This is a genomic window from Siphonobacter aquaeclarae (assembly GCF_900103285.1).
In the GTDB taxonomy this organism is placed as follows: Bacteria; Bacteroidota; Bacteroidia; order Cytophagales; family Spirosomataceae; genus Siphonobacter; species Siphonobacter aquaeclarae.
Map to the genome: position 1 here is coordinate 216,312 of NZ_FNGS01000004.1, position 14,934 is coordinate 231,245.

Genomic DNA, 14,934 nt, shown 5'->3' on the forward strand with positions numbered 1-14,934 from the left:
ATCAGGGAGGTGGCAAACACCTCCCTTTTTATTTCCGGATGCGGCTTACTGCGTATGACATACCCACGCTCGACTTCGCCCGCAGCCTGCTGGGCTGTGTGCTGGTGCACGAGCATGCGGATGGCAGAACAGCGGGGCGCATCGTCGAGACGGAAGCCTACCTCCGGGATGATCCCGCCTGCCACGGCTTTCGTGGCAAAACAGCCCGTAATGCGCCCATGTTCGGGCCTCCGGGTACTGTCTACGTGTATCAGATTTACGGACAATATTACTGCGTCAACATCACGTCCGTGCCGGAAGGCGTCGGCGAAGCAGTACTCATCCGCGCACTGGAGCCGCTCGAAGGCCTGGAGTTGATGGAAACCCGGCGGATCGTCGCGCGGCAGCGGATTCAGCAGGTATTCGGCAAGCCGTTTTCACCTGCGCCGATTAAAGCACGCGACCTCTGTCGCGGCCCTGCCAGCCTCGTCCATGCGATGGGCATTGATAAATCCTTGAATTTCAGCCATCTCCAGGACGGACCTTTGTACTGCCTTGCAGGATCGCTGCCCGACCATTCGGTTACGCAAACCACGCGCATCGGCATTACCCAGGGAGCCGACCTGCCGTACCGGTTTTATGAAACCGGCAGTCTTTTTGTGAGTAAACGCGCATGACCTTCGATTTCCGCGAAGGACAGGAAAGCCAGGCATTCCCCCTTCTTTTCGACCCGTTTCTTTTCAATGAACCCCGTCACCTGGCCGTTCAGCGCCAACCGGGCGATCAGCTACTGACGTTTACGCTGCATGTTCCGGAAGGTATTCTGGTCCGGCTTTCCGTTTTCATCACGGAAGAACGGGCGGTTAGTCCCCGCCGGGCAACGTTTGGCGGTATTGAAGCGGCCGCCGGTATTGCTCTTGAAATTCTGATCGCTTTTGTACAGCGCGTCACTGACCGGTTGAAAGACCTTTCGACCGTCGTTATTACCCAATATCCGGAGGCATTGGTACCTGTTACCTCTCCCTTTATCCGGCAGGCGCTATTGGCAGCTGGTTTTCAGTTGACTAATACAGATTTGAATTACCATATACCCGTTACGGACGCACCCTTTGAAGATGGTCTGCACCGGGGTGAACGATGGAAAGCGCGTAAGGCGGAACGTATGGGTTTTGCGTTCCGGAAAATTGACCGGGCCGATCCTGAAATATTGCAGGACTTTGTCATCCGGGCGCGGGAGCGCAAAGGGCATCGTATCACGCTTTTTCCGGGACTTTTTGCCGGACTTTTTCAGCATTTTCCGGAAGACATATATGCCTTCGGTGTATTTGACGGGGAGCACATGATCGCTGTTGCCGTCACTATCCGCCTGAACAGCAATGCCTTATATACCTTTCACCTGGCCGACGACGGCGACTATTCCCGCTACAGCCCAACCGTATTTCTGATCCGCGGTGTGTACGACTGGTGCCGGGCCAACGGCTTCGGCCTGCTCGACCTGGGCATCGCCACCGACCGCGGCGAACGAAACGAAGGACTCATCCGTTTCAAAAAGAATCTGGGAGCGGCGGAGTCGGAAAAGGGCACATTTATGTATCTTGGAACGACGCAGTAGTTTTTAAGCTGTAGGCTATAGGCTTTAAGCTATAGAGCTCGTCCCTCGCTTAAAGCCTATAGCTTATAACTTACGGCTTTAAGCCCTCTCATCACTTCTAAACTAAAACCATGAACGCTTACATTGTTGCAGGCTTTCGCAGCCCGGTCGGAAAGGCGCCCAAAGGTGGCCTGCGGTTTACCCGCCCCGACGACCTCGCGGCTACTGTTATCAAACACGCGCTTTCAACTGTCCCACAGCTGGATCCGGCGCGGGTCGACGACCTGATTGTCGGCAATGCCGTTCCCGAAGCGGAACAAGGCATGCAGATGGGACGTTACGTTTCGCTGTTGTCGCTTCCTGAAACCGTTTCGGGCATGACGATCAACCGGTACTGCGGTTCCGGTCTGGAAGCCATCGCCCTCGCGGCGGCGAAGATTCATTCCGGCTGGGCTGACTGCGTGATTGCGGGCGGTACTGAATCCATGTCGCTCGTGCCTGTAATGGGCTGGAAGACAGCGCTTAATTATGATATCGCACAAAATCACGCGGATTACTACCTGAGCATGGGCCTCACCGCCGAGCAGGTAGCCAATCAGTACCACATCAGCCGGGAGGATCAGGATGCCTTTGCGCTCGCCAGTCACCAAAAAGCACTGAAAGCACAGCAGACGGGACTTTTTGCGGACGAAATCGTCCCGATTGCCGTGAAGGAAACCTACTTCGACACAGCCAGCGGAAAAAAGAAAACCCGTGAGTACACGGTTGCGGCCGACGAAGGCCCCCGCGCCGATACCAGCCTGGAAGCACTCGGCAAGCTGAAACCCGTCTTCGCCGCCGGCGGAACAGTGACGGCTGGCAACTCCTCCCAAACCTCGGACGGAGCCGCGTTTGTGATCGTGATGTCGGAGCGGATGGTCAATGAACTCGGTCTTCAGCCCATCGCCCGCATGATGAGCTATGCGACGGCGGGCGTCGAACCCCGTATCATGGGTATCGGACCGGTCGCCGCAGTACCCAAGGCATTGAAAGCAGCCGGCCTCAAGCTGGGCGACATCCAGCAGGTGGAGCTCAACGAAGCCTTCGCCGCTCAGTCGCTGGCCGTGGTACGCGAGCTGGGCATCGATCCGGCTATTCTCAATCCGAACGGCGGGGCTATTGCCCTGGGCCATGCGCTGGGATCTACCGGCGCCCGGCTGTCTGTTCAGCTTTTCCACGAAATGCGCCGCCGGAAGCAGAAGTACGGCATGGTTACGGCCTGCGTAGGCGGCGGCCAGGGAGTAGCCGGCATATATGAGCTGCTGAACTGATATCGGCTTATTCTTTTTGCAAAAACCGCTTTCCGTCGGAAGACAGAAAGCGGTTTTCTCTTTTTCAGGGCCGTTCGTCTCACGAGCGTGTACCTCCATCGATTCCCCGGAACGCCCGTATATCCCTCCCTATCTTTCCGGGCGTTTTAAGAATGAGTCCCTTCCGCCAACGGATCGTTACCGGGTTCGGAAGGCTCGTTTTTTGCGTTAAATTAAAGTAAAGGTTGAAGGTTCGTCGGAATGCCACCTGTCGCTGACGGGTGGCATTTTTCTATTCAAATGATGCTATCCGGCATTTAAAAAAGCCTATTTTCCCGGACAGTACGGGATGGGCTCTTTCCCCTCCGGTTCCTAGATTTGGCCTTTTCCTGTCCCTCTATCCGCGCAGTATGCAAGCTCTCTTAGGTGTCTTTTTTCACTTCGTCGGCGGGTTCGCTTCCGGCAGTTTCTATATCCCCTTCAAACGGGTCAAAGCCTGGGCCTGGGAAAGCTACTGGATCATCGGCGGGCTGTTTTCCTGGCTCATCGCTCCGCATATTGCCGCCTGGCTGACCATCCCGGATTTCATGCACATCATCCGGACGACAGATTCGGATACCCTTTTCTGGACCTACGTGATGGGCCTCCTATGGGGCATCGGCGGTCTGACTTTCGGGCTATCGGTCCGGTACCTGGGCCTGTCGCTCGGTCAGTCGGTAGTACTGGGCTTTTGTTCGGTATTCGGCGCGTTGATTCCGCCGATTTACCGGGACCTGTTTACCTCTGCCAGCCACGGCACCATCTCGCAAATGATCGCGAGTACCGGTGGGCAGGTAGTACTCCTCGGCGTTGCGATCTGCGTTGTCGGGATCTGCATCTGCGGGAAAGCGGGTATGATGAAAGAAGGCGAGCTGTCAGAAGAAGAAAAGAAAGCCAGTATTCAGGAATTCAACCTCTGGAAAGGCCTCATCGTGGCGACGATGTCGGGTATTCTCAGCGCCTGTTTCAATTTCGGTATCGAAGCGGGTAAGCCGATGGCCCATGTAGCGGTGGAGCAAGGTTGCAACCCGCTGTTTCAGAACAACGTAATTTTCGTCGTCGTACTCTGGGGCGGGCTGACGACCAACCTGATCTGGTCGCTGCTGCTCAATTTCCGGAATAAAACGTTTGGTAACTACGTCGATAAGAAAACCCCGCTGCTCAATAATTACCTGTTTTCAGCGATCGCCGGCACGACCTGGTTCCTGCAGTTTTTCTTCTATGGCATGGGGGAAAGCAAGCTGGGTAACGGCGCGAGTTCCTGGATTCTCCATACGGCCAGTATCATCATCATTTCCAACCTGTGGGGCTTGTACCTGAAGGAATGGAAAGGCGTAAAACCGGCCACTTACCGGACCATTCTGACCGGTATAGCCACGATTATCCTCTCCGTACTGATCGTCGGATACGGTAATTACCTCAGCGAATAATCAAAGTGATTTCCGGACAATGAGCCGGAAGGGGTTGGCGATTTTTTCGGTGGAATTCCGGAGAATCAGCTCGGCAGCCTTCCGGCCCATTGCTTCGAAATCGGTCGACAGTACCGTTATTCCATCCAGAATAATCTCCTTCAGCGGACTTTCATTGTACGAGATAATTCCGACCTCCTGCCCTACTTTCAGACCGATGGACTTGGCCTGTTTGACGAGGACTACCAGGTCGTCTTCCATCAGGTTGATATAGGCATCTCCCGCCTGCATGGGTTCCTGCCGCACGTCCGAAATAATCTTGTAGGCAAACCCGTATTCGGTGCAGAATTTCTGAAAGCCGATCAGGATTTCGCGGGCATGGTAGGTATAGGATGGAAAGATCAGTTTGAGCATCTTGTACTTCCGAAGCAGCTCTTCCGCCTCGCCCAGCGCGGTGAAAATATCCCGTTCAAAATCCTGATAAACCGCGGCATAATCTCCCTCGATACCGGGAACAAGCTTGTCGAGAATCATCAGCTGGTCTTTCGGTAACTGGCGGATCAGCTCGGCCGCATTTTCCCCGCCTTCCAGGAAATGAGCGATGATCGCGTAGTGCGTGTAATGCCCGGCCCGGTTTTGAATCAGTTCTTTGAATAGCCGGAAGTTGTTGTTGTAGACGTAAAAATCAATCGCCGTTTCTTCACCGAGCTTTTCCACAAAGGCATCGTAAATGATTTTTTTATGCGGACTCAGCTTGTTGAAAAGCAGAAATACCCGGCGCTTCTGGCGGTAACTCGCGCTGGCGATGTAAAAACCCTTCCCCGGCACAGACCCCAGAATACCCAGTTTTTTCAGCTCGTTGTACGCCTTTTCAGCGGTATCCCGCGAGATATCGAAGAGCATGGACAGCTCGTTGATCGAGGGTAATCCCTGCTTGCTCTTTACCACTCCCTTTTCGATGGCGGAAATCACCGAGTTGACAATCTGCTTGTATTTCGGAGTAGTGGAATATTCGTCGATCTGGATGATCTCGAATACCTGCCGGACGGTCTGTTTCATCATGCGGAGTAAACGGGTATATCCCGCAAAGTAGCCAAAGAAAACCAGACAATCCGTTTCTAAAATGGGATATTTTGAGGATAATTCCGGTAAAAATAAGGCTAACCCGCTCAGGATGAGTCGTTCCTTCCGGCCTGACGGAACAGGATACTTGCCCCTGATTATTTACAGACTTTTGAGCGAACAAAACCTGACAGTTATGAAATCAGAGCAACCCGCCCGGGCTGGTATCTTTTTGCTTCCAACCTACCCGGAATCCGGTATTCCCGGATTCCAAACCTGCCGGATGGCGCCGAAGCCGGCAGAAGGGCGCAATCGGGTGAAGCGCCATGCGCCGCGCCGCGAAAAAAAATCGTTTCAGACGAAAGGCAAAACCATCCTGAACCTTACTGTTTCACCGAAGACAACAACAGATCCGGAGCTTCAGATGAAAGCCGGACTACCGGCTCAGTCCGACAGCAAAAAAGCTGAAAATCAATACCATTACACGTTTGGAAGACACCTGTCGTTTCAAAATTCGGCAGGTTGAAAAGACCGGCCGGTCAACCCAACAGAGCATGACAGCTGCTACTTTTTCATGCCTTTGCTTTGCAACATCGATTTATTTCTCCTGAAAATATGACTGAGACTTTCAAACACGTGAGCTACCTCTGGGATGAGGCCAAAGCTGCGGAATTGGCGGGCGACGAAGTAGCCCTTCTTATTTACCGCTCCAACCTGTTGGGAGCGGATTTACGACTCACCAACTACGGAGGTGGAAATACATCGTGTAAAGTTGCGGCTCCGGATCCGTTGACCGGAGAGCCGACGCGCGTCATGTGGGTGAAAGGCTCCGGCGGCGACCTCGGCACGCTGAAAAAATCAGGCCTGGCGGCCCTGTACCTCGACCGCCTTCACGCGCTCAAAAACCGGTACCGCGGACTCGAATTCGAAGATGAAATGGTGGAACTATTCAACCACTGCATCTATGACCTCGATTCCAAGGCGCCGTCTATCGATACACCGCTTCACGCGTTTCTTCCCTTCAACCACGTCGATCACCTCCACCCGGACGCCGCCATTGCCATCGCCGCGGCGAAAGACGGCGAGCAGATCGTGAAAGAACTCTTCGGCGGTACCCTCGGCTGGGTACCCTGGCAACGTCCGGGCTTTGACCTGGGCCTGCAACTGGAACGCTGCCTGGCCGAAAATCCCGGTATCCGCGGAATCTTCCTGGGCAGTCACGGCCTCTTTACCTGGGGCGACACGGCTTACGAAAGCTATGTCAATACCCTCGAGGTTATTGAGCGCTGCGCCGAGTACCTCGAAGAAAATTATGGTAAAAAAGGCCCTGTTTTCGGGGGACAACGTATTCTGTCAATCGACAACCGCGCCGCCCGGGCCTCCCGCCTCGCACCGGTACTCCGCGGGTTCTGCTCGAGCTATGTGCAGATGATCGGGCATTTTACCGACGATGAGCGGGTACTGCAGTTTATCAACTCCCATGACCTCGACAAGCTGGCTCCGCTGGGTACCTCCTGCCCCGACCACTTCCTCCGGACCAAAATCCAGCCGCTGGTACTGGAGCTTGCTCCGGACGCCGACCTGTCTGACCCGAAAGCCCTGAAAGAAACCCTCGCCCCGGCCTTCGAAGCCTACCGGGCGATGTACACCGAGTACTACCAGACCTGCAAGCGTGCCAACAGTCCGGCCATGCGCGACCCGAATCCGGTCGTCATACTCTGGCCCGGCGTCGGTATGTTTACGTTTGCGAAAGACAAGCAGACCGCGCGCGTTGCCGCCGAGTTTTACATCAACGCCATCAACGTAATGCGTGGCGCGGAAGCCATTTCCGAGTACACTTCGCTTCCCCGCCAGGAAGCGTTTGACATCGAGTACTGGCTCCTCGAAGAAGCCAAGCTGCAACGCATGCCGAAGCCGAAGCCTCTTTCCGGCAAAATCGCGCTGATTACGGGTTCGGCGGGCGGTATCGGCAAGGCTATTGCCAGGAAATTCCAGGCCGAAGGCGCCGTGGTATTCCTGAACGACAACGATGCAGACCGCCTTGCCGGCGCCAGGGAAGAATTCCTGAAAGCATATGGCAAGGATGCCTCGTCGTCCGAACTGCTGGATGTTACCTCGGCAGAATCCATCGCGAAGGCATTTGACGCCTGCGCGCTGGCCTTTGGCGGGGTGGATATTGTCGTGAACAACGCCGGTATTTCCATTTCCAAGCCCATCGCCGATCACACGGAGAAAGACTGGGACCTGCTGTTCGATATTCTCGTGAAAGGTCAGTTCCTGGTTTCCCAGGCGGCGGTAGAGGTCATGCGGAAGCAGGGCATCGGTGGAGATATCCTGAATATTGTTTCGAAAAATGCCGTTGTCAGCGGGCCGAATAACCTGGGCTATGGCTCCGCCAAATCAGCACAGGCGCATGGTACCCGTTTGCTGGCTGCGGAAGTCGGACCGGAAAAAATCCGCGTCAACATGGTTAATCCGGATGCCGTCATCGCCGATTCCAAGATATGGGCCGGCGCCTGGGCCGAAGGACGCGCCAAGGCCTATGGCATTACGGTGGAAGAACTGCCATTTTACTACGCCAAGCGCACACTCCTCAATGAAGTCATCCTCCCCGACGACATTGCCAACGCCTGTTTCGCGTTCGTCGGCGGCCTCCTCAATAAATCCACCGGCAACGCGCTGAACGTGGATGGCGGGGTTGCGATGGGATTTTATCGGTAAGCCGGTTTTCGGTTTACCGTTTTCTGTTTTCAGTTTGTTGGAATCCAGCAGCCCTGTCAACCGAAATCGGTAAACTGGTTTTCAGTTTCAAGATAAAACAGGGTTGCACAGAGACTTCGCTGTCATTTCTGAAACGACTTTCCTGTATTCCGAAAACTGAAAACGGTAAACTGCAAACCGAAAACCGTTACCCGAAAACAGTAAACTGATTTCCGATGATCGAACCCTATCAACTATCCCACCATAACGCGCAGCACGAAGCGGCTCACCAGCGGAAGTTTACCTTTCTCGCAGAAGAGCTGGGTTCGGAGACTGCGGAGCGTATCCTCGCCCGCCTGATTGACTTTCAGATTGCCATTCCGAGCTGGGCGCTGGGAACGGGCGGTACCCGCTTCGGCCGGTTTGCAGGCGGCGGCGAGCCCCGGAGCCTCGAGGAGAAAATCGCCGATGTAGGCCTTCTCCATGCCCTGAACAAATCCAGCGGCGCTATTTCCCTGCATATTCCCTGGGATATCCCGTCCGATGGCGAAGCGATCAAGCAACTCGCCGCCAGCCACGGTCTGGTATTCGATGCGATGAACTCGAATACCTTTCAGGACCAGGCCGGACAGGCGCATAGCTACAAATTTGGCTCCCTGCAACATACCGATGCCCGCGTCCGGAAACAGGCCGTGGAGCATAATATCGACGTCATCCGTCACGGGGAAGCCCTCGGCTCCAAATCGCTGACGGTCTGGCTGTCCGACGGATCCAGCTTCCCCGGTCAGCTCAGCTTCCGGAAGGCTTTTGAGCGGACGCTGGACGGTCTTCGGGAAATCTATGCCGCCCTGCCGGCCGACTGGAAAATCTTCGTCGAATACAAGGCATTTGAGCCGAATTTCTATTCGACGACGGTGGGCGATTGGGGCCAGTCGTACCTGTACGCCTCCAAACTCGGTCCGAAGGCCTATACGCTGGTTGACCTGGGGCACCACCTCCCGAATGCCAACATTGAGCAGATCGTTTCGCTATTGCTCATGGAAGGAAAACTCGGCGGGTTCCATTTCAACGACTCGAAATACGGAGACGACGACCTCACAGCCGGCAGTATCAAACCGTATCAGCTATTCCTGATTTTCAATGAATTGGCTGACGGAATGGACGCCCGCGGTCTCGATCACGCCACCGGTCTCGGCTGGATGATCGATGCGTCACACAACGTCAAAGATCCGCTCGAAGACCTGCTCCAGTCGGTCGAAGCCATCAAACTGGCATATGCACAAGCGCTGCTCGTAGACCGAACGGCACTCGAAAACGCCCGGGAAAACAACGATGTAGCTGCCGCGCAGGAGATTTTGCAGGCCGCTTTCCGGACCGACCTGCGGCCATTACTCGCCGAAGCGCGCCTCCGCGCCGGCGCGGCTATTTCGCCCCTCGGTCTTTTCCGGGAGCAGCAGATACGCCGGAAACTCATCGAAACGCGCGGCCTGAAAGCCGTCGCGACAGGATTGTAATTCAGGAACGGGAGTGATTCCCGTTCCTTTCCCCTCTTCACCTGACTTCCAGCCACTATGTCGATTCCGTGTGCAGCCATCTTCGATATCGGGAAAACGAACAAGAAGCTCCTGCTTTTTGATCAGGACTACCGCATCGTATACGAAAAGCAGGAAACGTTTGACGAAATTCCGGATGACGACGGATTTCACGGCGATAACCTGGCCTGGCTGTCAGACTGGCTGCTGGCCAGCTTTGAAGAAGTACTGGCAGACGACCGGTTTTCCATCCGTGCACTGAATTTCTCGGGCTATGGCGCCAGTCTGGTACACATAGATAAGGAAGGGACACCGGTGACGCCGCTGTATAATTACCTCAAGCCCTTTCCGGTGGAGTTGCGGCAGCGGTTCGACTCGCACTACGGCCCTGAACTGGAATGGGCGGCGACAACGGCTTCGCCCATTCTGGGTATGCTCAATTCGGGCATGCAGCTGTACTGGATCAAGTATGAGAAATCGCCGCTTTTCTGGCAGATTGAGCATTCCCTCCACCTGCCGCAGTACCTCAGTTTTGTATTCACCCGCCGGGCCGTATCAGAGATTACGAGCGTCGGCTGCCATACCGGGCTATGGGACTTTGCCCAGCGCAAGTACCACCGCTGGGTATTCGAAGAAGGCTTGCATTCGCTGGGCCAGATGGTATTGCCGTCGTTCGTAACGGCGCCGTCGGCTAGCCGGCCGCAGATGCCCGTCGGCATCGGTATTCACGACAGCTCGGCGGCATTGGTACCGTACCTGCATGCGTTCGGGCATGAGCCTTTTCTGCTGATTTCGACGGGTACCTGGTGCATCACCATGAACCCGTTCAGTACCGAAAACCTGACGATTCACGAGCTGCGGCAGGATTGCCTGAGCTACCTCAGCTTCCGGGGTGATCCGGTCAAGGCGTCGCGCCTCTTTGCCGGCAACGAGCACGAACGGGCGGTACGTCACCTGGCCGACTATTTTCAGACGGAACTTTCCTACTATAAGCGGGTATCTTTTGATGAGAGCATTCTTCTTTCGTTGAAGAGCCGGTTCAAACAGGCATCCGCCGATACAGCCAAACTGGGTTCGCTCGAAGATTCAACGTTTTCGGAACGAAACCTGAACGATTTCAGCAGCTATGAGGAGGCCTATCACCAGCTTCTGCTCGACCTGATGGCGCAGCAGGTAGCGTCGGTTCGCCTCGCCCGCGGTAATACCGCCATCCGCCGGATTTTTGTAGACGGAGGCTTCAGCCGAAACGAAATCTACCTCCAGCTGCTGGCTATGGCCTTTCCGGAATGCGAAGTAATGGCATCGGAGATTGCGCAGGCGTCGGCACTTGGCGCGGCACTGGTCATCGAAGATGCCTGGAACAAGGAAAAGCCGTTCGACGGCAGCCAGTTTACGCTGAAGAAAGCGGTGTATCTTTGACCGGTCTCTGTTTCCGACAATTCTGAAGCCGGCTCATCCCGGCGAGCGTGTGCCATGAAAGTTGCCCTTTTTGTACCTTGTTACGTTGACCAGTTCTATCCCCGGGTAGCCATTGCTACACTCGAACTCCTCGAAAAACTGGGCTGTGAAGTGGATTTCCCGAAAGATCAGACCTGCTGCGGGCAGCCGATGGCCAACTCCGGTTTTCAGCATCTGACAACCGGCTGCGACGCCAATTTCGTCCGGAATTTCCGGGGGTATGACTACATCGTTTCCCCTTCCGGCTCCTGTGTACTGCACGTCAAGGACCACCTGCATTTTCCTGAAAATCAGGGCATAGCCGATACCATCCGCCACCGCGTCTACGAACTGACGGAATTTCTGACGGATGTATTGAAGGTCGACAAGCTAACGGCGCGATTTCCGCACCGCGTAGGTGTCCACCAGAGCTGCCACGGGCAGCGCGGCCTGCATACCTCCCAGATGAGCGAGCTCAATGCACCGGCCTTTTCCAAGCCGGGCCAGCTGCTGAGCCTGGTTCAGGACATTGAACTGGTGGAACTCGACCGGAAAGACGAATGCTGTGGCTTTGGAGGGACGTTTGCTGTCGCCGAAGAAGCCGTGTCCTCTAAAATGGGGAAAGATCGTGTAGAAGATCACATACGTCACGGCGCCGAATACATCACCGGCGGCGACGTTTCCTGCCTCATGCACCTCGAAGGCATCCTCCGCCGGCAGCAAAGCCCGGTGAAGGTGGTGCATATTGCGGAGATATTGAATGCGGAGTAGTCTTCGGTTTTCAGTTGGACAGGCGGACGTATCCGTTTACCCCAACTGAAAACCGAAGACTGAAAACTGAAAACCAAAAAAAATCCCGCAAAACTCACGTTCTGCGGGATGGTTTGGCGGAAAACCACCGATGTACTAGTTACGTGCGAGAACGACGCGGTTGGTTTGCGTAGAGATCTCGAATGATTGCGTATAGCGGTTCTTGGCACCTTGTACCTCGAACGTGTACTTACCATCACCCAGGGTCGACAGGTCGAACAGGCGGAGGTAGGTGGCGTTGGTCGTCGTTTCAGCGAACAGCGTGGCGTTTTCCTTGTCCTTGATCGCGATCGTTACTTTTTGCTTATCGGGATTTTGGAACGTCAGTTGGAAACGCAGTTGAGCGTCCTGTGCGAGTTGCGCGTTGTAAGGATTAGCCTTTACGGTTTCCTTAGCAGGATCAGAATTAACAGCTGCAGAAGCACCTACCGTCAACAGGGTAACGAGGGCCAGGATAAAGTTGATTGACTTTTTCATCGCTTTATGATTTTAAATGGGAAAAATACAAAAGAACCCTACTTGACTTTTTCGCGTTGCGTTTCGTCGTTTGGATGATGCAAAGTTGCACACAGTTTGATTATGAGTCAATTACCCCAATGTTAAGAGCCGAAAATTCCTTTTACGGTGCCACCCATAAATTAGAAAAGTACAATAGTTATGTGTTGCGTACCGAAAGTTGTTTAAAAAGTACAACGGTAATTTTTAAAGTTTTTTAAAAAGTACACCTGAAGAGGCCGGCAGAGTCTTAAGGTTTTCACGGAAAAGTTCAATTGTTGAATTTTAAGCAGTACTGTCATTCAGGAATTTAAGCAGCGAATGCCCCGGCCCCACTTCTATATAACATAAAGAAGGGCCCTTTTTCAGGGAAATTCGCCGCCCGTCAACTGCCCGGAAGGCTTCCCCGGAAAGTACCAATCCATACCAGACCGGTAGAGTACCGCCCGGAGCGATGGATACTTTTTTGTTTTTTCAAGACGGAAAGCGGTTAGGAGAACAGATTACCGCTCTTAACACAGCGAGTCGCTTTAACTGAAATGCTATGAGTCACCCTGCACTGGATCACGCGGCGGCGTCTGAGGTATTTAACCGGGACGAACCGCGGGTCAACTGGCACGATGAAACCCTCTGGTGGGTACGCCAGAAACGGGACCGGGCTTCCGTCCAGTTGCCGGAATGGGAGGACCTGCGGGAGGCTGCCTCCCGTATCAAGTTCCACGTCCTCTCGCACATGGACGAATTGCTCGAATCGTTCGAGCGCAAGGCACAGGAAAACGGCGTGACGGTTCACTGGGCTGCTGATGCCGCCGAGCACAACGCCATTATCCTCTCTATTCTACGGAAACACAGCGTCGACAAAATGGTGAAGTCCAAGTCGATGCTTACGGAAGAATGTCACCTGAACGATTTTCTCTCAGCCAACGGCGTCGAAGTCATTGATACCGACCTCGGCGAGCGCATCGTGCAGCTCCGGAAAGAACCGCCGAGCCACATCGTTCTCCCGGCCATTCACCTGAAGAAATCGGACGTCGGCGAAACCTTTCACGAGCACCTCGGCACCGAAAAAGGCGCGACAGACCCGCAGTACCTTACTGAAGCCGCCCGGCAGCACCTGCGCGAAAAATTCCTGACCCGGCGGGTAGCCCTGACCGGCGTTAATTTCGCCATTGCCGAAACCGGAGGCTTTGTCGTCTGTACCAATGAAGGCAATGCCGATATGGGCGCACACCTGGCCGATGTGCACATTGCCTGTATGGGCTTTGAGAAGATTATTCCGAAGGCTGAACACCTGGGCGTATACCTGCGGCTGCTCGCGCGGAGCGCGACCGGCCAGCCGATTACTACCTATTCCAGTCATTTCCACAAGCCGCGGCCCGGCCAGGAAATGCACATTGTCATTGTCGACAACGGGCGGAGTACCCAGCTGGGTCGCGAAGACTTCCGTAACTCCCTGAAATGTATCCGGTGCGGTGCATGTATGAATACCTGCCCCGTTTACCGCCGAAGCGGCGGGCACAGCTACCATAATGCGGTAGCAGGGCCGATCGGATCTATTCTGGCGCCGAACCTCGACATGCGCAAGAATGCCGACCTTCCGTTTGCCAGTACCTTGTGCGGAAGCTGTTCGAACGTCTGCCCGGTGAAGATCGATATCCACGATCAGCTATATAAATGGCGGCAGGTACTCGCCAAAGAAGGGTACGTCGGCGGCATGAAGAAAGCCAGCCTGTCAGTAGCTGCCAAAGTACTGGCCAGCCCGACGCTGTTCCGGCTCAGTTTCAATACGGCCCGAACGGCATTGCGCATCGCCCCCTGGGCCGGTAATAATCCGCTGAACCCCTGGAGTAAACACCGCGAGCTTCCCGAAGCTCCCAAAGAGAGCTTCCGGCAGTGGTGGGAAAAGAACAGGGCCAATCCATGAATACAATGAGCAGCAGGGATAAAATTCTGGGCGCTATCCGGCAAAACAAACCCGCCGCGATGCCCCTCCCCGATCAGTTTACGTTCCGTACCGAGTACCCTGATCTCGTGGCGCAATTCGGGCAGGTATTGCAGTCGATTGGCGGCAGGGCGGAAGTAGTACCCGACCTCGAAGCGGTCAAAATTAAGGTACAGGAGCATTTTGGCGACCTGTCGACCATCGCCGTTACCGTCCCGGGTCTTGAATCGCTGGCGACGTTCTCCCTCGCGCCGGTTACCGATCCGCATGACCTCGAGCACATCGAGCTGGCGATTATTCCAGGGCAGCTCGGCGTCGCCGAGAATGCTGCGATCTGGATCAGTGAAAAGGAGATGGGGCACCGGGTACTCCCGTTCATCACGCAACACCTGGCGCTGGTGATACGGGCAGAAACGCTGGTAGCCAATATGCATGAAGCGTATCAGCGCATCGCGCCGGCAGCGACCGGCTTCGGTACGTTCCTTGCGGGGCCGTCCAAAACAGCGGATATTGAGCAGTCGCTCGTGGTCGGCGCTCACGGAGCACGCAGTTTGATCGTGTACCTTATTGGTTGATACCCCGTTTTCTGTGAATTCTGTGCTTTCTGTGAGAAAAATAAAAATGATGTTCTCACAGAAAACACAGAATT

At 54.8% G+C, this 14,934-nt stretch carries 13 protein-coding genes; 11 read left to right on the forward strand and 2 right to left on the reverse strand.

The features are described from left to right. The first annotated feature begins 38 nt into the window (after positions 1-38). From BLR09_RS11280 to rhaT, 4 genes are all read left to right on the forward strand, one after another. Positions 39-656: a DNA-3-methyladenine glycosylase gene (locus BLR09_RS11280; RefSeq protein ID WP_093201858.1), complete on the forward strand. Its 618-nt coding sequence runs from the start codon at positions 39-41 to the stop codon at positions 654-656. Further along, positions 653-1,591, forward strand: coding sequence for a GNAT family N-acetyltransferase (locus BLR09_RS11285; RefSeq protein WP_093201860.1), 939 nt, complete (start codon positions 653-655; stop codon positions 1,589-1,591). Before BLR09_RS11280 ends, BLR09_RS11285 begins: the two co-directional genes overlap by 4 nt. A gap of 110 nt (positions 1,592-1,701) precedes the next feature. Then, positions 1,702-2,880 (forward strand): acetyl-CoA C-acyltransferase, encoded by a 1,179-nt coding sequence (locus BLR09_RS11290; RefSeq protein WP_093201863.1) that lies wholly within the window; start codon positions 1,702-1,704, stop codon positions 2,878-2,880. 389 nt (positions 2,881-3,269) lie between these two features. Beyond that, positions 3,270-4,328: an L-rhamnose/proton symporter RhaT gene (gene rhaT / locus BLR09_RS11295; RefSeq protein WP_093201865.1), complete on the forward strand. Its 1,059-nt coding sequence runs from the start codon at positions 3,270-3,272 to the stop codon at positions 4,326-4,328. On the opposite strand, the gene BLR09_RS11300 is transcribed toward rhaT, so the two are convergent. Further along, positions 4,329-5,369 carry a GntR family transcriptional regulator gene (locus BLR09_RS11300; RefSeq protein WP_245689909.1) on the reverse strand — a complete coding sequence of 347 codons (1,041 nt, stop codon included), beginning with the start codon at positions 5,367-5,369 and terminating at the stop codon, positions 4,329-4,331. It lies immediately after the preceding gene. A gap of 196 nt (positions 5,370-5,565) precedes the next feature. Here BLR09_RS11300 and BLR09_RS11305 point away from each other — a divergent pair, with 196 nt between their 5' ends. The 5 genes from BLR09_RS11305 (at position 5,566) to BLR09_RS11325 (ending at position 11,809) form a co-directional block, all read left to right on the forward strand. Further along, entirely contained in the window at positions 5,566-5,895 is a 330-nt protein-coding gene (locus BLR09_RS11305; RefSeq protein WP_143011077.1) for a hypothetical protein, read from the forward strand. Between the two features lie 89 nt (positions 5,896-5,984). Next, positions 5,985-8,090 (forward strand): bifunctional aldolase/short-chain dehydrogenase, encoded by a 2,106-nt coding sequence (locus tag BLR09_RS11310; RefSeq protein ID WP_093201870.1) that lies wholly within the window; start codon positions 5,985-5,987, stop codon positions 8,088-8,090. A 215-nt stretch (positions 8,091-8,305) separates the two neighbouring features. Beyond that, positions 8,306-9,583, forward strand: coding sequence for a sugar isomerase (locus tag BLR09_RS11315; protein ID WP_093201873.1), 1,278 nt, complete (start codon positions 8,306-8,308; stop codon positions 9,581-9,583). A 57-nt stretch (positions 9,584-9,640) separates the two neighbouring features. After that, entirely contained in the window at positions 9,641-11,020 is a 1,380-nt protein-coding gene (locus BLR09_RS11320; protein WP_093201876.1) for an FGGY-family carbohydrate kinase, read from the forward strand. 54 nt (positions 11,021-11,074) lie between these two features. Further along, a complete protein-coding gene (locus BLR09_RS11325) occupies positions 11,075-11,809 on the forward strand; it encodes a (Fe-S)-binding protein (protein ID WP_093201878.1) in 735 nt (244 codons plus the stop codon). Between the two features lie 135 nt (positions 11,810-11,944). On the opposite strand, the gene BLR09_RS11330 is transcribed toward BLR09_RS11325, so the two are convergent. Beyond that, positions 11,945-12,325, reverse strand: a complete 381-nt coding sequence (locus BLR09_RS11330) for a hypothetical protein (RefSeq protein WP_093201881.1) — start codon at positions 12,323-12,325, stop codon at positions 11,945-11,947. Between the two features lie 562 nt (positions 12,326-12,887). On the opposite strand from BLR09_RS11330, the gene BLR09_RS11335 reads away from it, so the two are divergent. Together BLR09_RS11335 and BLR09_RS11340 are read left to right on the forward strand one after the other, a co-directional pair. Continuing rightward, positions 12,888-14,267 (forward strand): lactate utilization protein B, encoded by a 1,380-nt coding sequence (locus tag BLR09_RS11335; RefSeq protein WP_093201883.1) that lies wholly within the window; start codon positions 12,888-12,890, stop codon positions 14,265-14,267. Positions 14,268-14,272: 5 nt separating this feature from the next. Next, the gene (locus BLR09_RS11340) at positions 14,273-14,860 is read left to right on the forward strand and encodes a LutC/YkgG family protein (protein WP_093202856.1); all 588 of its coding nucleotides are present in this window, start codon (positions 14,273-14,275) and stop codon (positions 14,858-14,860) included. Positions 14,861-14,934 lie beyond the last annotated feature (74 nt).